Source organism: Microcystis protocystis FBCC-A270 (assembly GCF_050500235.1).
GTDB lineage: Bacteria > Cyanobacteriota > Cyanobacteriia > Cyanobacteriales > Microcystaceae > Microcystis > Microcystis ichthyoblabe_A.
In genome coordinates, this window is the sequence record NZ_CP191407.1 from 3,487,803 (window position 1) to 3,509,082 (window position 21,280).

Sequence of the window (21,280 nt, forward strand, 5' to 3'; positions counted from 1 at the left end):
ACCCCGTCAAAAAAAATATTTGCCAAAAAGCCAGCGTAAGGGTATTTTAAGAATAATTTTATATGTTTACTTGTCAATTACATGAGAATCCTAGTTACAGGCGGTGCGGGTTTTATTGGTTCCCATCTAATCGATCGCTTGATGGAACAGGGTCATGAAGTGATCTGTCTGGATAACTTCTACACGGGGGTGCGCCGAAACATCGTTAAATGGCTAGGAAATCCTTATTTTGAGCTAATTCGTCACGATATCACCGAGCCGATCCGTCTAGAAGTTGATCAGATCTATCACCTGGCCTGTCCTGCTTCCCCAATCCACTATCAATATAACCCAGTAAAAACGATTAAAACCAATGTTTTAGGGACTCTGTATATGCTGGGCCTAGCTAAAAGGGTAAAAGCGCGATTTTTGCTCGCTTCTACCTCAGAAGTCTATGGCGATCCCGATGTGCATCCCCAAACGGAAGAATATCGAGGCAACGTCAACTGCATTGGGCCGCGTTCCTGTTATGACGAGGGTAAACGGGTAGCGGAAACCCTCGCTTTCGAGTATTATCGGGAGCATAAAGTCGATATCCGGGTGGCCCGGATTTTCAACACCTACGGCCCGCGAATGTTGGAAAACGATGGACGAGTGGTGAGTAATTTCGTCGTGCAAGCTTTGCGCGGTGAACCCCTGACGGTTTATGGTCAAGGTTCCCAAACCCGCAGTTTTTGCTATGTTTCTGACCTAGTGGAAGGGTTAATGCGTTTGATGAATGGGGACTTTATCGGGCCAGTTAATCTCGGCAATCCCGACGAATACACAATTCTGGAATTAGCGCAAGTGATCCAAGGCATGATTAATCCCGATGCCGAATTAGTCTATAAACCACTACCGGAAGATGATCCCAAGCAACGACAACCGGATATCACTCGTGCTAAAACCTATCTGGATTGGAGTCCCACTATTCCTCTAAGTCAGGGTTTAAAAATGACGATCGAGGATTTCCGTTCTCGTCTAAGCTAATCCCTAATCAATAAAATTAACTTAATTGTCACTGGAGTGATTATCATGCGTGTTTGTGTTATCGGAACGGGTTATGTGGGTTTAGTCACTGGGGTTTGTCTAGCACATATCGGCCATCATGTCATCTGTATTGACAACAATGAAGAAAAAGTCAAATTAATGAAATCGGGACAATCCCCCATCTATGAACCGGGGTTATCGGAATTAATGCAGTCTTCAGCAGCCTCTGGCAATCTGGAATTTTCCACGGACCTAGAAGCGGGAGTTAAACACGGTGAAATCCTCTTTATCGCTGTTGGTACACCAGCACTACCCACGGGAGAAAGTGACACCCGTTATGTGGAAGCGGTGGCCCGGGGTATTGGGGCCCATCTCAACGGTGGTTATAAAGTAATCGTCAATAAATCTACCGTTCCCATCGGTTCTGGGGATTGGGTACGGATGATCGTCCTCGATGGGGTGGCCGAGAGACAAAAAAATCTCGTGGCCGCTGGTGGCGGTATTAGTACAATAGAACGCATCGAAGCGGATTTCGATGTGGTCAGCAATCCCGAATTTTTACGCGAAGGTTCGGCGGTTTATGATACTTTTAACCCCGATCGCATTGTTTTAGGCAGTAATAACCCGAAAGCCATCGAAATGATGAAGGAATTGTACGCGCCTTTGGTTGAACGTCAATTCTCTGAAGATACCTCCTTGCCTCCCGTTCCCGTAGTGGTTACGGATCTCAGTTCGGCGGAAATGATTAAATACGCCGCTAATGCCTTCCTAGCCACCAAAATCAGCTTTATTAACGAAGTAGCTAACATCTGCGATCGCGTCGGGGCCGATGTCACCCAAGTGGCTAAAGGTATCGGTTTAGATTCCCGTATCGGCAGCAAGTTCCTCTCGGCCGGGATCGGTTGGGGGGGTTCCTGTTTCCCCAAAGATGTGTCGGCTTTGGTACATACCGCAGAAGACTACGGTTACGAAACGGAATTACTTAACGCCGCTATCAATGTTAACAAACGTCAACGGACAATTGCGATCGAAAAACTGCAACAGGAATTAAAAATCCTCAAGGGTAAAACCGTCGGTTTGTTAGGATTAACTTTTAAACCCGATACCGATGATATGCGCGATGCTCCGGCTTTAACCATGATCGAACAGTTAAATCGTTTAGGTGCTAAGGTAAAAGCCTATGATCCGATCGTTTCCCAAAGTGGTTTAAGTCACGGTTTAAGCGGTGTGATTATCGAATCGGATCCAGAAAGATTGGCCGATGGTTGTGACGCTTTGGTGGTGGTGACGGAATGGCAAGAATTCCTCCGTCTCGACTACGGCAAAATGGTTAAAACCATGCGCGAACCCGTGTTAATTGATGGTCGCAATTTCCTCGATCCTGCGGTGGTGACAGCAGCTGGTTTCCGTTACCTCGGTATTGGACGTTAATCCTAGGAATCCGCCTTTTCAGTAGGACTGACGCGGTTGGGGAAGGTACAAGAAGCAGCACCACTTACCCCTGCTCCTAGGGGCGAAAATTGCCCGATTATGCTGGCTGAAAAACGAAAAATTCCGATCTGACCATGGGGTTATTGGCTATAGTTAAATGATATGAACAGGAGCCACTAGAATCCAGGGGCGATGGGTAGAATTAAATTGAGAAACTAGAATCAGTTTTAGCAATACATACCTATGGTTAGCTCTGTTCAATACCGCTACACTAACGAACAAGTTAGGGACTGGTTACGGGGATTACTGACAATTGCCTGGTCTGATGGGGATTATAGCACCAGCGAGCAGGAATCGATCGCCCGTTTCGCTCACGAATTAGAATTAGATGACGACCACGTTCTCTATCAATCGATTAGTCCCGAAGAATTGGCCGCAAGTTTCGGTCATGACCCCAAAATATCAGAAAACTTCCTCCGCACGGCGGTTATGGTAGCGATCGCCGATGGCATTTATTCCCCCGCAGAAGCGCAATTACTGCGTAGTTATCGGGATGCTTTCGGGTTAGAAATCGAGGCCTTGTCAGCTTTAGAACATACTATCTGTGAAATTCCCGAAATTACCACAGAAGCGAATAAATCCGAGTTTATCAGTGCCGAACATCCCCACCCAGATCTGCTGCATCCCCTCAAAGACTGGTTAGATGGGGTGGAAATGCACGATCCGCGCTTGGCCCGGTTTATCTGCAAAATGGTGCCGCCTCAATGTCCTTTTGAACGCGATATCGTGCTGTTTGGCCATAAATTAGTCCATATTCCGCCTCTGTGCAAGTTAAATCCTCTCTACGAACAATTAGTCGGTTTACGTTTCCGCGCTCTATCATACTTAGCCGATGATTGTCAAGAGGATATTTCCGAGTATATTTAGCCAGTTTAACTAAAATTACGGCTAAAATGGTATAAATATCCTGCTGAAAGAAAACATCTCAGCCTCAAGGCTTTTTCTAGCCAATTCTTCCGTTAAAATTAGGTTAAGTCGCCGTTGACAGAGAAAATATGAGTAAAAACTCCCGACGAGTCGATTTTTCTGATTTACCCGGGCCAAAAAACCTGCGCTCCTATCAATGGCAGTGGCTGGGCCGAGATCTACTCGCAGGTGTCACCGTGGCAGCCTACGCTATTCCCCAGTGTATGGCTTACGGCGACCTGGCCGGGGTCGATCCCGTGGTGGGATTGTGGACTCTCGTGCCAGCCGCCCTAGTTTACGCCCTTTTCGGCTCCTCATCGCAACTATCCCTCGGACCAGAATCGACCACAGCAGTGATGACGGCGGCAGCGATCGCACCTCTGGTGAGCCTTCAAGGGGAAAATTACGGCAGTTTAGCGGCTTTTTTAGCCCTAATGGTCGGTTTAATCTGTTTTGTCGCTTACATCGCCCGCTTGGGATTTCTAGCTAATTTACTCTCCAAACCGATCCTAATCGGTTATATGGCGGGAGTGGCAGTGATCATGATTGCGGGACAACTGGGTAAAATTAGTGGTTTGTCAATCCGTGAAAATACGGTTTTTAAAGAAATTTTCGCTTTTTTCTGGGGAATAAACCAATGGCACTGGCCAACCCTTAGCCTAGCTCTATTGCTGTTACTATTTCTATTTGTCATCCAAAAATATTTTCCCAAAGCACCGGGTCCCTTGCTGGCGGTTTTACTGGGAACCCTCGCCGTCGCCACCCTCCATCTCGATCAAGAGGGGGTGGCAGTAGTGGGGAAAATTAGCAAGACTTTGCCCAATTTTGGCTTACCAACCCTAGATTTTTCCCAATTACTACCCCTAGTAACCGCGGCCGTCGGCATTGCCCTGGTGGGCTATTCCGATAACGTCTTGACCGCCAGAGCCTTCGCCGCACGTCATAACCAAGAAATCGATGCCAATCAAGAATTTTTAGCCCTAGGACTGGGGAATCTGGCGGCGGGTTTTTGTCAGGGATTTCCCATCAGCAGCAGCGCCAGTCGCACCGCGGTGGGCGATTCCGTGGGTAGTAAAAGTCAGCTTTACTCCCTGGTGGTGGCAGGGGTGGTGGTGGCGGTCATTTTCTTCCTCGGTCCAGTACTGGCACTCTTTCCCAAGGCAGCCTTGGGTGCGCTGGTGATTTATGCAGCCTGTAAACTGCTGGATATCGCTGGCGCTAAACGACTAAAAAGCTTTCGCAATAGTGAGTTTAATCTCGCTGTCCTGACCATGGTGGGGGTGCTAACCACGGGGATTTTAAGCGGGGTTGCCATCGCCATCGGTCTCTCGGTTATCGATTTATTGGCCCGCATTACCCGGCCCGATGATGCCGTCTTGGGTACGGTTCCGGGGGTGATGGGTTTACACGCGCTCCAGGATTGGCCGGAAGCGCAAACAATACCGGGGTTGGTTATCTATCGTTACGATGCCCCCTTATTTTTTGCTAATGCGGCCGACTTTAAACGTCGCGCTCTCAGTGCCATTGCCCGGGAGACAAAACCGGTAGAATGGTTTGTCTTGAATACGGAGGCCCTTGGGGAATTGGATAGTACAGCAGTGGAGATTCTTGAGGAATTAGCAGCAGAATTATCAAGACAGGGTATAGTTTTCGCCCTAGCGAGGGTTAAACACGATCTGTACTTAGAATTGCAACGTTCCCGCTTGTTAGATAAAATTAGCGAGGAGAGGATTTACTATACTTTGCCGGCGGCGATCGAAGCTTTTAAAAATCGTTAACTGATACTAAATCATTAGGGGTCGAGAAGGTCATCGCCGACCTCCCCTCCCATAAAGAACCTACCCGTGCATAGTTTTCGGACTTTATTGAAATTAGCTGATAGAGTTGTCTAAGTTGGGCTTCCGTCGGTTGCATTTAGTCATTATCGGCTTGATTTTAGATTATTGTTCATTTTTAGCATCATTAACTGAAAGTCACTTCCCTAACCTATTTAGGGTTTGCTGAATAAAGGTGAAATGTAGGCAAGGTAAGGGTTTTGTGGCTTTTCTCGCGAAACAGGTGCAAGATTTTGAGAGAATCGTGCTTCAAAACCTTGCGTCTTCATCGGCCCGCGTCCTGTAGGGGCGAAGCATTCGGATAAAAAATCTACGGTTTCACCGATAGGTTATTGCCCGAATGCTTCGCCCGTACTTTGTCAGCAAACCCTATTTAGCATCAGTTTAACCCATTTTTCAAGAATCTAGGCTAGAATATGAAGACAAGACGTATTGCTCTGGGTTAATCTACTCTGTAGAAGCTAAGAAGGTAATCAAAATGGCTAAATATTCGCCTCTTATCCATGTATCTCCTGAAACTATGAGTGGTGTTCCTGTTTTTTCAGGTACTAGAGTTCCGATACAAACACTTTTTGATTATCTTAAAGCAGGAGAATCAATTGATGATTTTTTAGAGGGTTTTCCAACGGTAACAAGAGAACGAGTTATTAGCTTACTTGCAGAATTTGAAAAAGAGCTTATTGATAGGGTAGCGTGAAATGAGGCTTCTTTTAGATGAATGTATTGACCGAAGATTAATGAGGTAGTTTACAGGTTATAATATCAAAACTGTTCCGCAAATGGGATGGACTGGGATCAAGAATGGTCAACTGTAAAGATAATTACAGAATCTACAATAAACTTATTTTCCTTCCAAGATAAATTTATCTCCTGAACCAAATCGATAATATTTTTTCCCTGTTAGTCTATCTTCTGCAATTTCGACATTCTTACAGCTTATCATTCCTCTAGGATCTGAATTACCAATACGACTGTATCCAAAAGCATCAGCATAACCTACACACTTACCTGCTGATATAGGTATTAAACAGTAATATCCATCTGAAAACAGAGAACCTGATATAGTAGGATTAACTCCGTTCCGCGTACATTCATACTGACGACGAGATTGGCTAATTAAAATATCATTACTCATATTGTTTGCTTGTATGGGAGCAGAATTAATTAATCCTACACCAATGAACATAAAGAGGATTTTAATGGCTCTCATAGTGAGTAGTTACTGCAAAAACAACCATGATAAGCAGAATCCTAACTAATAAGTTTAAACATTGTCAAGACGGAAAAAAACGGATATTGTCGGAGGTTTTGTTAACTATGTTTACAAATATCGGAAAATAACGGATAATGACGGTATTATGTCCCCAAATCTTAACATTACTCCCATGGATACCCAAGAAGTCTTCTCACTTATTGATAATCTGGTTTTTGACCACACGGGAAAGCATCTCGATACATTGCAATTAGGGATTTTAAAGAACGTTTTTGATGGTCAGAAATATGCAAAAATAGCAGAAAAATATAATTGTTCTGAAGGTCATGCCAGAGATAAGGCCTATGAACTTTGGCGCATTCTTTCGGAAGTGTTAGGGGAAGAATTAAATAAATCAACTGTTCGATCAGCAATTGAAAGATTTATTACCACGAGTAGTACCAATAACATAGTAAATTCCGTAAAAATTGATCAGGTTACTTTCTGTCATAACCCTTCTAATAATCGAGAAATAGAAAATTATCATATTTATAAAACTGAAAATAATGTTATTAAAGCAAAACTAGAAACTGTTCCCAAACTAATAGGATTAGGATTAACGATCGAACAAATTGCTCAAGCTCTTGATTTAGATATACAATTAATTTTAGATAGTCTCAAACTAGAGTAACTTTGATAACTTTATCAAGATATGGATGTCAAGCTGCTTTGATACAGAATTGACAAGGATAGGGAAATGGGGTTCTTTTGGATTTGGTGGGTAAAATGTATTCTAAGATACAGTCTTGCGGGCGAGGGAGTGGAAGGAACCACAGAGACACAGAGGACACAAAGATCGATCGCTACTATATAAGTTAAACTTATCACACAAAGTTGAGAAGAGCCTTATTTTCGCTTGATCGCTCCAGCATTTATGCTAAATTTACCTCGCCCACTTCAGTCTGTTAAACTCAACTGTTCATAGCTCTGAAAATTTCACGAACAGAGATTTTTTCGAGCCAACAACCTATAAAAAAGTTGTCTAGTCGTAATTCCTATAATTCAATTACAGCTGCTATTAATTTCCAGCAGGGAGCTTCTCCTTCCCAATTTGCCGAAGAGATCCAAGGCAGACTAAGACTGACGGTAACAAAACAGTTTTGCTGAGGTTGATAGCCTGTATTTAATTTCTCGACAAATACGGGATCAGTTATCTTTGCTTCTGTCAAACTGTTACCATTCGCTGTTGTAATTGTGCCACGCCACTCAAAATTTCCTTTTGAATTTTCTTTTTGATATACTCTAAAACTCTGCACTTGAATCAACTGGAGAGTATAACGTTGATTGAAATGTTTTTCAAATAAGAAGGATTAACATATTTAATTGAATTGTGCAGTATTTTTGTTGGGGTTCTACAATACTTTCCCAAATTATTGATATTGAATCTACCTACACATTTCCACTCACCGGGTAAAACGGAAAAATTTTCCGATTCAAACCCAAAATCATTGCCAGTATCAGCAAGGGGAATTTCGAGAATATCTAAAACTTTTGGTTCTTTACCAGAAATTAGTCTAACTGATCGTGGAACCCTGCCATCTTCTGGATAAAGAGAATCACACACAGGACGAACCCAATTTCCTGAACTAATATCAATTCCAGCGATACAGCGTTCATTTAATTTCCATGAATTAGCAAGACAGACAATTTTTTTCAGAGATGACATATATTGACATTCCCCCATTTATCCTTTAAATATTCGGCCACTAAACGACGGTGACAATTATGAGGTTTTGCCTCACTACAGAGTAAACAAGCGTTATTAATTACATCTGGAGAAACTTTTGTTTCAATCCTGCGGCTACTAATAAGTTGTCTAAATTTTTGTTCGTATATTGTCCAATCAACTTTTTTCTTTTTATATTCATCAAGAATATCTTGAGTTGGAGCTAAGTCTAAAACATGAACATAGTCAATGCCACCGATGACTTTTAAAAAATATTCTAGGTCAGCTTTTTTACTAAATCCTGCTAATTGGGAAACATTATTTAAACGAGTATCTATAACTCTCTTAACGCCAGCTTTTTGTAAGTCATCAAAGAACTTCTGTGCAGTCTTTTGAGTAAAGCCGATTGTAAAGAGATTGATTGTCCTGTTCATCATAATTACCACTTGTTTCTATATAAGCAATTGCATCACCCTGAAGCTTATAAGCTTTCTCCAAACATTCTGCTTTTGTGAGAATATTGCTATTTGGCTCGACAAATAAAGAAAGCTGAATTTCTTTTTGACTACTTGCTGAAAAATCTGTCAAACTATGTTTAAACAGCATTCTTTCTTCCAGATGGTCATGAGATTCCAAGTCACCATTTTTTAGAATATGATAAATATCTAAATCGCAATGACGTAGATGTTGACAAACCAGAATCGCTCTATGACATTCAATCGGGTCTTTCTCCGCACACATAAGGGCAATTCGATGTTTTTTCACTCCCTGTAAAATTCGTTCAATTCCATGATTAAAAGCTGATGTTTTAGCAATTTTTTCATATAAAGCCTTACCATTGACATAACATTCTTCGCTGCTCGGTCTGGCTCCTAATTCCTTGCCCAAAAACACATAGTAAATGCCTTCACTTTTTAAAGCATTTGACAATATTGACTGATTAAAATGCTTGAGAAATCGGCTATAAGGATGAGAACGAACATCAGCAAGGGCAGTTATATTATGCTTCTTAAGTAGAAGCATAAATGAGGCAATTTCGTGATTAGAGTGACCGATGGTGAATAACTGCATCAATATTATTATTCCTTCGATGAAAGCCTACAATAATCATTGTAGATCAACCATTGCCTAGACAGGGGAACACCATCGGGCTAGAAGTGACTCTATAGGCAGAATATCCTAACTTCTAACCCTGATTATCGGTCAGGGGTCGATGTTTCTCAATCAAATCGATCGCCTGGGTGACACTTTCCGGGAAAATTACCACTAAACCACCCTCAGAAACCGTGCTTAAAGCCTTCTCTAAAGCTTCCGTTTCATCGAGAATAACTTCCGGTCGCAAACTGGCATTTTCTTGGCTAATTCCCCGGAGAATTAAATCGGCCACTTCCCCCCGGCGGCGACCGCGAGTATCGTTATCTTCCTTAACAATAATTCGATCGAACATAAGCGCCGATAATTTCCCTAATAAAATTAAATCATCATCCCGTCGATCGCCCGGTCCCCCGACCACGCCGACTTTTTCTCCCGACCAATTGCCGACAAAACCGCCGACTGCTTCATATCCGGCGGGATTATGGGCATAATCGATTAAAGCGTGATGGTGTCCCAAGTCAAACAGGTTCATCCTACCGGGGGTCTGGGCCACGGAAGGTTTAAAAGTCCGCACCCCTTGGCGAATTAACTCGATATCGATACCATGCACAAAAGTGGCTAAACAGGCGGCCAGGGCGTTAGCAATCATAAAAGGAGCCATTCCCTGCATAGTCACGGGAATATTAACCGCTTCCTCAATTCTCAGCGTCCATTCTCCCTCTAGAATCGACAGATAGCCATTCTCATAAATGGCGGCCATGCCACCGCGACGGATATGGTCGTGAATAATCGGGTTATCGGGACTCATGGAAAAATAAGCGACTCTTCCCTTGACTTTTTCGGCCATACTAACGGTCAAGGGATCATCGGCATTTAAAACCGCGTAACCCTCGGCGCTAACCACCTCGGCCACAACGCTTTTTACCTTCGCCATTTGTTCGATGGTGTCGATATCACCGATACCCAAATGGTCGGCGGCCACATTTAACACCACCCCCACATCGCACTGATTAAAGGCTAAACCCGATCGCAGGATACCACCCCGGGCCGTTTCTAATACGGCAATCTCCACCGTGGGATCCTTCAAAATCATACTGGCGCTGTAGGGACCGGTGTTATCGCCCTTTTCTACCAGATAATCATCGATATACACGCCGTCCGTCGTGGTAAATCCGACTACTTTCCCCGTTTGTCGGCAAATATGAGAAATTAAGCGGCTAGTGGTGGTTTTGCCGTTAGTTCCCGTAATCGCCAGAATTGGCACGCGACTGGGAGTACCGGGGGGGAATAACATATCGATAACTGGAGCGGCGATATTGCGGGGTAAACCGCGACTGGGGGCGACGTGCATCCGAAAACCGGGAGCGGCGTTGACTTCTACGATTACCCCGTCCACTTCTTTCAGGGGTTTGCGGATATCCTCTGTCACCACATCGATCCCGGCAATGTCTAAACCGATTAATTTTGCCACTCTTTGGGCGATCCAGACGTTTTCGGGGTGAATTTCGTCGGTACGATCCACGGCGATGCCGCCGGTGCTTAAATTAGCCGTGGCCCGCAGATAGGCGATCTCTCCGTGGGCTAAAATGCTGGTTAATTCATAGCCCTGTTTCTCTAGCACATTAAGGGCGGTTTTGTCAATAGTTATTTTAGTTAAAACGTTGGCATGACCGTCACCCCGGTTGGGATCTTGATTAGTAATTTCGATTAATTCTTCTACAGTTGAGCGCCCATCACCGACGACGTGAGCGGGAATCCGTTCGGCCACGGCGGCGACTTTACCATTTATGACTAAAATTCGGTGATCACTGCCTTTATAATACCTTTCTACGATCACGCTGCGGGTTTTCGAGGCGGCACTGGCTAGATCATAGGCTTCCTCTGCTTCCTGTTGAGTTTTAACATCGATGCTGATGCCCCGGCCGTGGTTGCCATCGAGGGGTTTAATCACGATGGGAAACCCTCCCACTTCCTCGATTGCCGCTGACAACTCATCCAAGTATTGAATCACCGTACCCCGGGGGACTGGAATCCCACCATCCTTGAGGATAGTTTTTGTGCCTTCCTTGTCACAGGCCAACTCAACGGCTAAAATCCCCGAAAAACTGCTTAAAGTGGCTTGAATGCGCTTTTGGTGAACGCCATAGCCCAATTGCACCATGGCACGAGCGCTCAGGAGTAACCAGGGGATATTTCTAGCTTGTGCTTCTTTGACGATGGTTTCTGTACTCGGACCGAGGGAGGCATTATTGCATAAATCGCGTAAATCGGCTAAATCTTGGGCTAATTCTTGCTTAGGATAGGTTCCCGTATCGACAATCGATTGACACAAACGCACGGCAGCTCGACCCGCATAACGTCCCGCTTGCTCGTCAACGTACTCAAATACCACGTTATAGACTCCGGGGGTGGAGGTGCTTCTAGTGCGACCAAACCCGACGGGAGTTCCCGCCAATTCCTGCAATTCTAGGGCGATATGTTCGATGATGTGGCCCATATAAGTGCCAGTGCGGACTCGTTCAAAGAAACCGCCGCGATAACCGGGGGAGCAGTAATGTTCGACTAAACTGGGGAGAACGTCGATTAATCCCTCGTAAAAGCCGGGGATTTCATTCGATGGCTTCTCTGCGAGATCTTCGAGATCCAGACGCATAACAATGAGCTTGTCGCGACGAATACTCCAGTAGTTGGGACCGCGCAGGGTTTGGGTTCTGAGAATTTTCATGATATAGCTGATGTTCGCTGTTGAGAAGCACAAAGAAGCCGTTGTTTATTGTCTGGTTTTCTGAGAGCGGTAAACTGTTCATCGTGAACAGTTTTTCAGGAGTTTTTTTACCCCAATTTAGGGATCACTTGCTGTTTTTTGAGATGATAGCCATCACCGTAGGCCAGAATATGTACCCGCAGATTATGCAGACTCAGGGGTTCGTTAGCGGTGACGTGATGGTGGTTGGTGTGGGACATTTCCCTAGCATCAATTACCGTCACTGTACCGCAGCCGATTACTGTCATCGTGCCATCCCGTTCAAACATAGCGCAGGTATCCTCATCGATGCCAATTCCTAAACGTTCGGGATAACCGGAGATAGCACTCATTAGCCGGGCCATGCGGTTGCGATTGTGGAAGTGTTGATCGACAATGACTTCAGGAATGAGACCTAATCCCATGGCCATATCCACTAGGGCCCGATTGGGTGCTTCCCCACTGCTGCCCCCGGCAATCATGTGATGACCCATAACGGCAGCCCCGGCGCTAGTTCCGGCCAGGGTTAATTCTCCCTGTTGCACTCTTTGTCTGATTCTTTCCATCAGGGGAGTATCGGAGAGCAAACCGCATAAACGCAGCTGGTCGCCTCCGGTCATAAATACACCTGTACACTCTTCGATGTAGGCTTGAAATTGGGGGTCTTCTCCCTGTACGCGATCACGAATATCGATAACTTTGACGTATTTTGCCCCCATTTCCTCGAAAATCTTCTGATAGCGATCGCCGATTAAAACCGGTTCTCTGGAAGCGGAGGGAACAATAGCGATCACTGCTTCGCTACCCCCAGCGCGATTCCAAAAGGTATGCAGTATCTCTTTACCGTGGACTTTATCCTCGGCACCTCCAATGACTAAAATCGCCGTTTTGAGAGATACGGGGGTAGGATTTTGGTGGTGTTGGGTTTCTAGCTCGATGATCATGTCACTGAACGAATAGACATTTTTAGGGATGGAAGGTTTTTCGGGAAGATGGACAGGTATCTTGATCTTATTTTCCCTGAACGGTTGATGGAAAAAAATGCGGTTTAGGAATATTTTTCGGGACATCAAGCAATAGTAGAGGCGATTTTAGCAATTTTCTTCGATCCACTGGCAATGACGGACTGTTAGTTAACTTTTAGTCTAGGCTAGACTTCGATCACTCAAGCTAGAGCCAGAAAAACCCCTAGACAGTACAGGATAGTCTATCATGTTATTGAGATAGACTAGCGCCAAATTAGCAAGATTTTAACCGATCGAGCCGTGACAAAATGATACATTAAACACTATCCCAGTCTAGGCCTTAATTTTCCCCGTGCAGTTTGACATTATTACTCTCTTCCCCGATTTTTTTACTTCACCGCTGCAGTCAGGGTTGTTGGCAAAAGCTCTCGAACGCGACATCGCTAGGGTAAATTTGGTCAATCTCCGGGATTTTGCCCACGATAAACACCGTCGCGTCGATGATGAACCCTACGGTGGTGGTGTGGGAATGTTATTAAAACCAGAGCCAATTTTTGAGGCGATCGAGTCTTTAGAAACTTTACCACCCCGGGAGATCGTGCTGATGACTCCCCAGGGGGAACCTCTCAATCAAGCTTTACTGAAAACTTGGGCCAGTAGTTATCAGCAGTTAATTCTCATCTGTGGCCATTATGAAGGGGTAGATGAGCGGGTTTGTGAGCATTTGGTGACTAGAGAGGTATCTTTAGGGGATTTTGTCCTAACTTGTGGGGAAATCCCGGCTTTAGCGATTATTAACGGGGTGACGCGGTTGTTACCCGGGACGGTAGGTAAGGCAGAATCGTTGAAATTGGAGAGTTTTGAGGCAGGTTTATTGGATTATCCCCAATATACCCGGCCGCCAGTCTTTCGCAGTTGGCAAGTGCCGCCGGTTTTGCGATCGGGTAATCATCAGGATATCGCTGATTGGCGCTATCAACAACAACTCGATCGCACTAAGGAACGTCGTCCAGATCTCTGGCAAAAATGGCTAGAGGAACAGGATTAATCGCCAAAAATGCTCCTGTGGGCATGATGAATTATGAATGATAAATTATGAATATAGCGTTTCCTAAGCTAGTGAGGTACACCTATTTTTCTTCCCTTTTGCCTCTTGCCTAAAACCCATAACTCTTGTACCTCAGCAGACTGAAAACCGCTATATATAGTTTTCTCGACTGTCTCAAGAAACCCGTTTTCTTGTAATAAATATTAATTTCTGTTACAGGGGTATTGAAAAATTCGGGATTGTTGGGCTAAAACTGTTAGCAATAAACCTTTGCGGTTAACGTCATGACTTCTACCCTTTTGCCGAGCTTTCCTGCTATTGACGATGTTTTGTTCAATTTTGCTCAATCTGATGGCTTGAGTCAAGCTAATCGGGTGGATAGTGCGAGAAATCAGCGTTTAACCGCTACCGTAGTTTTCCTCGATGCTGGTGTTAGCGATTATCAAAGTCTCCAAGCTGGGGTAATTCCAGAAGTCGCCACGGTTATTCTCTCTCCCAATCAAGACGGAATCGAACAAATATCCGCTTTTTTACCACAAAATCCCCAGATTACCACCATTCACCTCTATTATTAAATCGGTGCGTTACGCTATCGCGCTTCACCCCTAAGAGTAAGCGGACAACTCAAATGAACCAAACAACAGCCAATTATGATGAACCCTGGAAAGAAGCATTAAGCGAGTATTTTGAAGCGTTTTTATACTTCTTCTTTCCTGAAGTTCACCAATTAATTGATTGGACAAAAATTCCCGAATCCCTAGAAAAAGAACTCAAACGGATTACCGCTTCAGCAAAGACAAAAAAACGTTTCGCTGACAAACTCTATAAAGTCTGGTTACTCAGGGGTGAAGAAGTGTGGATTTTGATTCATATTGAAATTCAAAGCCAATACGAAGAAAATTTCCCTCAGAGGATGTATATTTATAACTATCGGGCCTTTGATTTGTATCAGAAACCAGTTATCAGTCTGGCAATTTTAGGAGATGAACGAGTAAATTGGCGACCAGATTCCTATAATTATACTATCGCCGGCTGTGAAGTCAGCCTCAAATTCCCAACAGTCAAATTACTGGACTATGAGGAAAACTGGTCAGAACTAGAAGCAAGTAGCAATCCCTTTGCTATAATAGTCATGGCACACCTAAAAACGAAAGCGACTACTGGGAAGCTGCCACAACGGGAACAGTGGAAGTGGAAGTTAATCAGGGGATTATATGAAAAGGAGTTCGAGAGGGAACAGATAATTAAACTGTTTGAAATCATCGACAATATGATGACTTTATCCCCTGAATTGCAGTCAAGTTTAGAAAGTAAAATCAAACAATTTGAGGAGGAAAGAACCATGCCTTTAATGAGTAATATGGAGTTACGAGGAATCGAACGCGGTAAGGAAATTGGAGCGTTAGAAAATGCTCGTGATTTTGTGAAAAAAGTTTTGGAAAACCGACTAGGCGATATTCCTGGAGATATTGGACAATGTCTCAATGATGCTTCAGTTATTTCGGTTTTAGAAGAGATGTTAAAAGCCGCACTTATAGTAAATTCTTTTGAGGAGTGTAGGAAGTCTTTTAGTATCATCATAAATAAGTAGTGTGGGTAATACCTACCTTACTTAGTAAACTGTTTGAAATCATCGACAATATGATGACTTTATACCCTGAATTACAGTCAAGCTTAGAGAGTAAAATCAAACAATTTGAGGAGGAAAGAACCATGCCTTTAATGAGTAATATGGAGTTACGAGGGATAGAACGCGGTAAGGAAATTGGTAAGGAAATTGGTAAGGAAATTGGAGCATTACAAAAAAGCCGCGATGCCATAAAAACAGTTTTAACTGTGCGTTTTGGACAGATTTCTTCAGAAATTGAAGAGATAATCGGCAAAATGACTAACCCTACTATCTTAGAAGAGCTACTAAAATTAGCAGCTACCGCTAATTCTCTCGCAGAATTTAAGCAGTCTTTGGCAAAAATCCAATAATCTTATCCTAATATCTAGAAAACGGGTTTCTCAAAGAAACCCGTTTTCTAGGAATAAATGTTAATTTCTGTTACAGGGGTCTTGAAAGATTGGGGATTGTTGGGCTAAAACTGTTAGCAATAAACCTTTACAGTTAATGTCATGACTTCTACCCTGTTGCCGATTTTTCCTGCTATTTACGATGTTTTGTTCAATTTCGCTCAATCTGATGGCTTTTGGGCGAATTTAGAAACCGCTTTTGGCACAAGTTATGATGTGGTTAAAGCGACGCAATTACGACAGCAGTGGCAAAGTCGAGATTTTAGTCAACTTCCTGAGATTGAGGTTGTCAACAGCAGTGTTTTAGGTAGTGCAAATGGCGCTTATGGGATTAGCACCAATAAGATATATCTATCTGAAAGCTTTTTTGCTTCTGCTAGTTTAGATGCTTTGGTTGCGGTGATTTTAGAAGAAATTGGGCATTTTGTGGATGCTCAAATTAATAGGGTGGATACGGTGGGGGATGAGGGAGAATTATTTTCTCATCTGGTGAGAGGGGTTAATTTAACTGAGGCTGAGTTAACTTATATTCAAGCAGAAGATGATCGTTCTGTTATTGATTTAGGGGGACAATTTATAGGGGTTGAACAAGCAGCACCAATTACTTTAATTGTCAATACTACTATAGATGAGAATGATGGAAGTGCCACTATTGGCACTGGTTTATCTTTGCGGGATGCTGTTATTATTGCGAATAAGAATAGCAGTTTTAATACTCCCTATATTATTAAGCTGAAATCAGGAACGACTTATGAATTGACTTATGTTAATAATAAGACAACAGGTGATCGCAGTTTGAAGACACAAGGTACGATTACCATTGAAACTGATGGAACAGCACTAGCTTCTATTGTGAATAATTCTAGTCCTATCCCTGGGCAAAATGATGATAATTCTATTATAAATAACTCTTATAGTAAAATACTTGGAGTTACATTAAATAATCTCTATATCAGCAACAAAGCAGGAAGGGGAATTTACAACAGCGACAACGGCGGAACATTAACAATAACCAACAGTACAATAACAGGTAATACGGCTCATACCGGAGGGGGAATTTACAACGCCCACGGGAAATTAACATTAACCAACAGTACAATATCTGGTAATACGGCTGGTTGGGGAGGGGGGGGAATTTTCAGCGATGGAACATTAACAATAACCAACAGTACAATATCTGGTAATACGGCTAATGGCGGAGGCGGGGGAATTTTCAACATTGGAACATTAACAATAACCAACAGTACAATATCTGGTAATACGGCTAATGGCGGAGGCGGGGGAATTGGCAACTTCTTGGGAACATTAACAATAACCAACAGTACAATATCTGGTAATACGGCTAATGGCGGAGGCGGGGGAATTGGCAACGCTCTTTTACAGTCGCAGACATTAACAATAACCAACAGTACAATATCTGGTAATACGGCTAATGGCGGAGGCGGGGGAATTTTTAACAGCGACAACGCCGGCAACACGGGAACATTAACATTAACGAATAACATTATCACTAGCAATAGTGCCCCTTACGGTGGTGGTATTTACAATACCGGTACATGGAGTTCAAATAGTATTATTAGTGGAAATACTGCGAGCAAAGTTTGGTATATAGACCCAGATGGACATTCAACTATATCCAACTTCAGCGGGACTATTTACAACAAGATAGCAAATCCAATAGATCCAAAATATCCAAATATATATGATGAAGGCACTTTTACCGCACTCCCACCCACTCCTAATCCTCCACCTAAACCAACGATATCAGTCAGTAATGCGTGGGTCGATGTTCCCGCAGGGACTAATCAAACAAAAGTGCTTAAATTCGAGGTTAAACTATCCTCAGCCTATGATAAACCGATAACCGTTGATTACTATACCCTTGATGGAAGTGCCAATTCAATAGACTCTAAGCAATTAAAAGATTTTAACAATGTTGTCAAACAAACCCTCTCCTTTTTCCCAGGACAAACCAGTAAACAAATAGAAATTACCGTTTTAGGAAGTGCGCCTCCTACCGACCAAACCTTTGAGATTTTGGCTAGAGACACCGCTTATCGTGATTGGACAGATACGGACAAAGGCAAAGAAGTAGATAAGATCTATGACTATAGTGACCTGGGTTACGAAGGCTATCGTATCAATAAAGTTTTCAAAGATTCTACCACAGGATTTGATGCTTTTGGTTTAACTTCTGATGAAAAATTCTTTCTGGTTTTAGCCAATCCCCTTAATGCCAATGAATTTAAATCCAGTAGCAATAACTTACTGCAAGATATTGCCAATACTTCAGGCGGTAACAATACCGCCGCCTATACTGCTGGACAGAATCTAATCAACCAACTCACCAGCACCAAGCAATCCTATACCTTCACTGATGGCACAATTTATGACCTTGCTAAACCTCCTGTTTTAGCGATTCGGGGTACTGAATTCTCATCTGTTAACGATTTATTAAGTGATGCTGAAACCGAAGGAATTGGCTATAATCAATTTACTAACAATAAAGCCGCAGTCAATCAATGGCTTTCAGAAGTAACTAATCCCGTAAGCGGATTGACTCTAAAACCTAATATTACAGGTCATAGTTTAGGCGGTGCATTAAGTCAGTGGGTAGGGGGTAGTTATACAGGACAACTCGGAAAGATTGTTACTTTCAATAGTCCGGGTATTTCTCAACAACCCGGCATTAATTTTAACGCTACTAATAACTTAGGTGTCACTCATTACATAACTTCGGCCGATTTGGTTAGCATTGCAGGTTCAAAATATCTGAGTGGAGTCTGGAACTTAGAAAAATATTCAAAACTAACATCTGCAATTACTTTTGAAAAACATTCAGTTCCCGTCTTAAATCAAACTATTACAAGAACTAATTTGTCAAAGCCGACAGATTTAACCCGGAAAGTTGCCAACGGAAATACTACTGATTTAAGTAGTTACTGGTTTACATATTTGCCTGATGCTGATTATTTTGCCTTGCAAATGATGATTAGAGGATTGGGAAGCTTACCTATTCCTGGAATTGGATTAACAGGAACATATCTGGCAGCGGCTTTAACTTATCGTGGAACCGTTGAACTGAATCGACAAGCAATCGGAAGTGCCATTGATGGTCTTGGAAATATATCCGATGCAGTAACATCCGCTTACAACGCAGCTAAATCTTGGACTTCAGATGCGTGGGATGCGATTATTGGACAGTCTGACAAGAAACTTGGTTTATCTCCATCAACTGCAAATCAAAGCAATTCAACGCTAAAGCTTGCATCATCTTTTCTGGACACAAATAGCTATCAAATAGCAACAACAGCTACAGCATCACAGACAATTGATAACTTTTGGGATGCCATACCTGACTGGGGAAATAATGCTTGGCAAGCTACAACTAAATGGTCAGGAGATGCTTGGAAAAGTATTGATGAATGGACACCCCAAACTTGGCAAGCAACAACTACCTGGACAGCAGCCGATTGGAATAAACCATTCTTGACTATCTCAAATCCGACAATTGTAGAAAACAATTCAGGAACAAATAACCTGATATTTAAAGTTACATTGTCAACCACAAGTACCCAAACAATTACCGTAAATTATGCCACTGCTAATAACACAGCAACAGCAGGAAGCGACTATACAGCGAAAACAGGGACTCTCACCTTTACACCTGGACAAATCAGCCAAGATATTATTATTTCCGTCAATGGTGATACTGCAATTGAACCGGATGAGACTTTCTTGATTAACCTTTCTAATCCTAGCAATGCGCTGATTACAGATAATCAAGGATTAGGAACAATTACCAATGATGATGTCACCCTTCCTAATATCACTCTTGCGGTTTCTCCCGCAAGCGTTACCGAAGACGGGACAACCAACTTGGTTTACACTTTTACCCGTAGCGGTTCCACAACTAATGCTTTAACAGTCAATTACACCCTCGGAGGGACAGCTACCCTCAATACCGACTACACTCGTACAGGGACTACCAATACAGTCACCTTCGCTGCTAATTCATCCACTGCTACCGTAACAGTTGACCCCAAAACCGATACTACAGTTGAAAGTAACGAAACTATAGCATTAACTTTAGCTTCTGGGACAGGTTATACCGTAGGTACGACCACCGCAGTGACGGGGACAATTACCAATGATGATTTCTCCAAACTATCCATCAATAATATCACCGTTGTCGAGGGTAAAGATAATAATGCAATTCTTACCGTCACTGTCAACAACCCCAATCCACAACCAATTACCTTCAACTATACCACTGCACCCATTAACGCTACCGCTAATGTAGATTACACTAGCAAAACCGGAACTATCACCATTGCACCTAATACTTCCACTGCTACTATTAGCATTCCCATCCTCAATGATAACCTTAATGAGGCAAACGAAACTTTTGCCATTAACCTCAGTAATCCCGTCAATGCAACTCTTACCAATAACAAGGGAATTGTCACCATCAGCGACACCTTAACCGCTAATGTCACCACTACCCTACCCGCTAATGTGGAAAACCTCAGACTAATTGGCAGTAATAATATTAATGGTACAGGTAACGCCGGTAACAATAAAATCACCGGAAATAGTGGCAATAATCAAATCAATGGACGTGCGGGAATTGATACCTTAACCGGTGGTTTAGGTGCAGATACTTTTATCTTCCAATTTGGTCAATCTACCATATCAACAAGCGATCGTATCACAGATTTTGCCATCAATAGTGATAAAATCGACTTATTAACTCAAGCTGGAACTGCCATGAGTGCGCCTAGCAATTTCAGTCGTGCTGCTAATAGCACTGTCACCACTTTACAGAATTTAATCAATCAGGTATTTACTGATGCTAATGGAGCGATTACAGGTAATCAAGGATTAGGGGTTAATAGTGCCGCCTTAGTGCAGGTAACAACCGGTGCAATAGCTGGAACTTACCTCGTTATTAATGATAGCGCGGCTGGCTTCCAATCCAGCAATGATTTATTAATAAATATCACCGGATTTACTGGGACTTTACCAGCTTTAGGGAGCATTCCAGTGGGTAATTTCTTTGTTTAAGTTTCTAAGCTCTCCTTCTAAGTCACCTAGAAAAAGGGTTTCTCGGAGAAACCCTTTTTCTGTGTTAAAAATTGTCAGCTACCCCCGCCATTTATTAGTTACATATTTCTTAACATAAAGTTTGATAATAACTGTGGTATAACTTCACAAGAACTTGATATTAAGTAGGTAGGCGTTAAAAGTTG

General features: G+C 43.0%; 18 protein-coding genes and 1 pseudogene. 11 read left to right on the plus strand and 8 right to left on the minus strand.

All coding sequences use genetic code 11. The features are described 5' to 3' along the window. Nucleotides 1-81: 81 nt before the first annotated feature. From ACQY1X_RS16950 to ACQY1X_RS16970, 5 genes are all read left to right on the plus strand, one after another. Nucleotides 82-1,008, plus strand: a complete 927-nt coding sequence (locus ACQY1X_RS16950) for a UDP-glucuronic acid decarboxylase family protein (RefSeq protein WP_002736922.1) — start codon at nucleotides 82-84, stop codon at nucleotides 1,006-1,008. A gap of 45 nt (nucleotides 1,009-1,053) precedes the next feature. Beyond that, a complete protein-coding gene (locus tag ACQY1X_RS16955) occupies nucleotides 1,054-2,439 on the plus strand; it encodes a UDP-glucose dehydrogenase family protein (RefSeq protein WP_024969850.1) in 1,386 nt (461 codons plus the stop codon). A gap of 243 nt (nucleotides 2,440-2,682) precedes the next feature. Next, the gene (locus ACQY1X_RS16960; RefSeq protein ID WP_002754710.1) at nucleotides 2,683-3,366 is read left to right on the plus strand and encodes a Mo-dependent nitrogenase C-terminal domain-containing protein; all 684 of its coding nucleotides are present in this window, start codon (nucleotides 2,683-2,685) and stop codon (nucleotides 3,364-3,366) included. Nucleotides 3,367-3,494: 128 nt separating this feature from the next. Then, nucleotides 3,495-5,183, plus strand: coding sequence for a SulP family inorganic anion transporter (locus ACQY1X_RS16965; RefSeq protein WP_430014920.1), 1,689 nt, complete (start codon nucleotides 3,495-3,497; stop codon nucleotides 5,181-5,183). A gap of 535 nt (nucleotides 5,184-5,718) precedes the next feature. Then, entirely contained in the window at nucleotides 5,719-5,937 is a 219-nt protein-coding gene (locus tag ACQY1X_RS16970) for a DUF433 domain-containing protein (RefSeq protein WP_002746174.1), read from the plus strand. Nucleotides 5,938-6,081: 144 nt separating this feature from the next. On the opposite strand, the gene ACQY1X_RS16975 is transcribed toward ACQY1X_RS16970, so the two are convergent. Then, entirely contained in the window at nucleotides 6,082-6,450 is a 369-nt protein-coding gene (locus ACQY1X_RS16975) for a hypothetical protein (RefSeq protein WP_016517126.1), read from the minus strand. A gap of 175 nt (nucleotides 6,451-6,625) precedes the next feature. On the opposite strand from ACQY1X_RS16975, the gene ACQY1X_RS16980 reads away from it, so the two are divergent. Next, nucleotides 6,626-7,123, plus strand: a complete 498-nt coding sequence (locus ACQY1X_RS16980; protein WP_036397476.1) for a hypothetical protein — start codon at nucleotides 6,626-6,628, stop codon at nucleotides 7,121-7,123. Between the two features lie 14 nt (nucleotides 7,124-7,137). On the opposite strand, the gene ACQY1X_RS16985 is transcribed toward ACQY1X_RS16980, so the two are convergent. The 7 genes from ACQY1X_RS16985 to ACQY1X_RS17015 all read right to left on the minus strand — a co-directional run bounded on the left by ACQY1X_RS16985 (nucleotide 7,138) and on the right by ACQY1X_RS17015 (nucleotide 12,940). After that, nucleotides 7,138-7,320: a hypothetical protein gene (locus ACQY1X_RS16985; RefSeq protein ID WP_223211044.1), complete on the minus strand. Its 183-nt coding sequence runs from the start codon at nucleotides 7,318-7,320 to the stop codon at nucleotides 7,138-7,140. Nucleotides 7,321-7,487: 167 nt separating this feature from the next. After that, entirely contained in the window at nucleotides 7,488-7,748 is a 261-nt protein-coding gene (locus tag ACQY1X_RS16990; protein ID WP_430014921.1) for a dual OB domain-containing protein, read from the minus strand. A 5-nt stretch (nucleotides 7,749-7,753) separates the two neighbouring features. Continuing rightward, nucleotides 7,754-8,158, minus strand: a complete 405-nt coding sequence (locus ACQY1X_RS16995) for a dual OB domain-containing protein (RefSeq protein ID WP_430014922.1) — start codon at nucleotides 8,156-8,158, stop codon at nucleotides 7,754-7,756. After that, entirely contained in the window at nucleotides 8,146-8,592 is a 447-nt protein-coding gene (locus ACQY1X_RS17000) for a DUF488 family protein (RefSeq protein WP_008206271.1), read from the minus strand. Before ACQY1X_RS17000 ends, ACQY1X_RS16995 begins: the two co-directional genes overlap by 13 nt. After that, the gene (locus ACQY1X_RS17005; RefSeq protein WP_002794879.1) at nucleotides 8,528-9,229 is read right to left on the minus strand and encodes a DUF488 family protein; all 702 of its coding nucleotides are present in this window, start codon (nucleotides 9,227-9,229) and stop codon (nucleotides 8,528-8,530) included. The genes ACQY1X_RS17000 and ACQY1X_RS17005 overlap by 65 nt, the downstream gene beginning before the upstream one ends. A 115-nt stretch (nucleotides 9,230-9,344) precedes the next feature. Further along, a complete protein-coding gene (gene cphA / locus ACQY1X_RS17010; RefSeq protein WP_430014923.1) occupies nucleotides 9,345-11,978 on the minus strand; it encodes a cyanophycin synthetase in 2,634 nt (877 codons plus the stop codon). A gap of 107 nt (nucleotides 11,979-12,085) precedes the next feature. After that, the gene (locus ACQY1X_RS17015) at nucleotides 12,086-12,940 is read right to left on the minus strand and encodes a cyanophycinase (RefSeq protein ID WP_002737451.1); all 855 of its coding nucleotides are present in this window, start codon (nucleotides 12,938-12,940) and stop codon (nucleotides 12,086-12,088) included. Nucleotides 12,941-13,313: 373 nt separating this feature from the next. On the opposite strand from ACQY1X_RS17015, the gene trmD reads away from it, so the two are divergent. From trmD to ACQY1X_RS17040, 5 genes and pseudogenes are all read left to right on the plus strand, one after another. Further along, nucleotides 13,314-14,009 carry a tRNA (guanosine(37)-N1)-methyltransferase TrmD gene (gene trmD, locus ACQY1X_RS17020; RefSeq protein ID WP_430014924.1) on the plus strand — a complete coding sequence of 232 codons (696 nt, stop codon included), beginning with the start codon at nucleotides 13,314-13,316 and terminating at the stop codon, nucleotides 14,007-14,009. A 284-nt stretch (nucleotides 14,010-14,293) separates the two neighbouring features. Then, on the plus strand, nucleotides 14,294-14,584 hold the full coding sequence (locus ACQY1X_RS17025) for a DUF4347 domain-containing protein (protein ID WP_103112363.1): 291 nt from the start codon (nucleotides 14,294-14,296) through the stop codon (nucleotides 14,582-14,584). A 53-nt stretch (nucleotides 14,585-14,637) separates the two neighbouring features. Beyond that, the gene (locus ACQY1X_RS17030; RefSeq protein ID WP_069473913.1) at nucleotides 14,638-15,600 is read left to right on the plus strand and encodes an Rpn family recombination-promoting nuclease/putative transposase; all 963 of its coding nucleotides are present in this window, start codon (nucleotides 14,638-14,640) and stop codon (nucleotides 15,598-15,600) included. A 26-nt stretch (nucleotides 15,601-15,626) separates the two neighbouring features. After that, nucleotides 15,627-15,989, plus strand: a pseudogene (locus tag ACQY1X_RS17035) (hypothetical protein); the annotation flags it as partial. Nucleotides 15,990-16,130: 141 nt separating this feature from the next. Beyond that, nucleotides 16,131-21,095: a Calx-beta domain-containing protein gene (locus ACQY1X_RS17040; protein WP_430014925.1), complete on the plus strand. Its 4,965-nt coding sequence runs from the start codon at nucleotides 16,131-16,133 to the stop codon at nucleotides 21,093-21,095. Nucleotides 21,096-21,280: the final 185 nt, after the last annotated feature.

Bases quoted from the DNA above. Each gene is read 5' to 3' on its own strand.
- ACQY1X_RS17040 (WP_430014925.1), top strand. From the start codon at position 16,131: ATGACTTCTACCCTGTTGCCGATTTTTCCTGCTATTTACGATGTTTTG.
- ACQY1X_RS16960 (WP_002754710.1), top strand. From the start codon at position 2,683: ATGGTTAGCTCTGTTCAATACCGCTACACTAACGAACAAGTTAGGGAC.
- ACQY1X_RS17000 (WP_008206271.1), bottom strand. From the start codon at position 8,592: ATGAACAGGACAATCAATCTCTTTACAATCGGCTTTACTCAAAAGACT.
- ACQY1X_RS16980 (WP_036397476.1), top strand. From the start codon at position 6,626: ATGGATACCCAAGAAGTCTTCTCACTTATTGATAATCTGGTTTTTGAC.
- ACQY1X_RS17005 (WP_002794879.1), bottom strand. From the start codon at position 9,229: ATGCAGTTATTCACCATCGGTCACTCTAATCACGAAATTGCCTCATTT.
- ACQY1X_RS16975 (WP_016517126.1), bottom strand. From the start codon at position 6,450: ATGAGAGCCATTAAAATCCTCTTTATGTTCATTGGTGTAGGATTAATT.
- ACQY1X_RS17025 (WP_103112363.1), top strand. From the start codon at position 14,294: ATGACTTCTACCCTTTTGCCGAGCTTTCCTGCTATTGACGATGTTTTG.
- ACQY1X_RS16955 (WP_024969850.1), top strand. From the start codon at position 1,054: ATGCGTGTTTGTGTTATCGGAACGGGTTATGTGGGTTTAGTCACTGGG.
- ACQY1X_RS16950 (WP_002736922.1), top strand. From the start codon at position 82: ATGAGAATCCTAGTTACAGGCGGTGCGGGTTTTATTGGTTCCCATCTA.
- ACQY1X_RS17015 (WP_002737451.1), bottom strand. From the start codon at position 12,940: ATGATCATCGAGCTAGAAACCCAACACCACCAAAATCCTACCCCCGTA.
- ACQY1X_RS17030 (WP_069473913.1), top strand. From the start codon at position 14,638: ATGAACCAAACAACAGCCAATTATGATGAACCCTGGAAAGAAGCATTA.
- cphA (WP_430014923.1), bottom strand. From the start codon at position 11,978: ATGAAAATTCTCAGAACCCAAACCCTGCGCGGTCCCAACTACTGGAGT.
- ACQY1X_RS16965 (WP_430014920.1), top strand. From the start codon at position 3,495: ATGAGTAAAAACTCCCGACGAGTCGATTTTTCTGATTTACCCGGGCCA.
- ACQY1X_RS16970 (WP_002746174.1), top strand. From the start codon at position 5,719: ATGGCTAAATATTCGCCTCTTATCCATGTATCTCCTGAAACTATGAGT.
- ACQY1X_RS16995 (WP_430014922.1), bottom strand. From the start codon at position 8,158: ATGTCATCTCTGAAAAAAATTGTCTGTCTTGCTAATTCATGGAAATTA.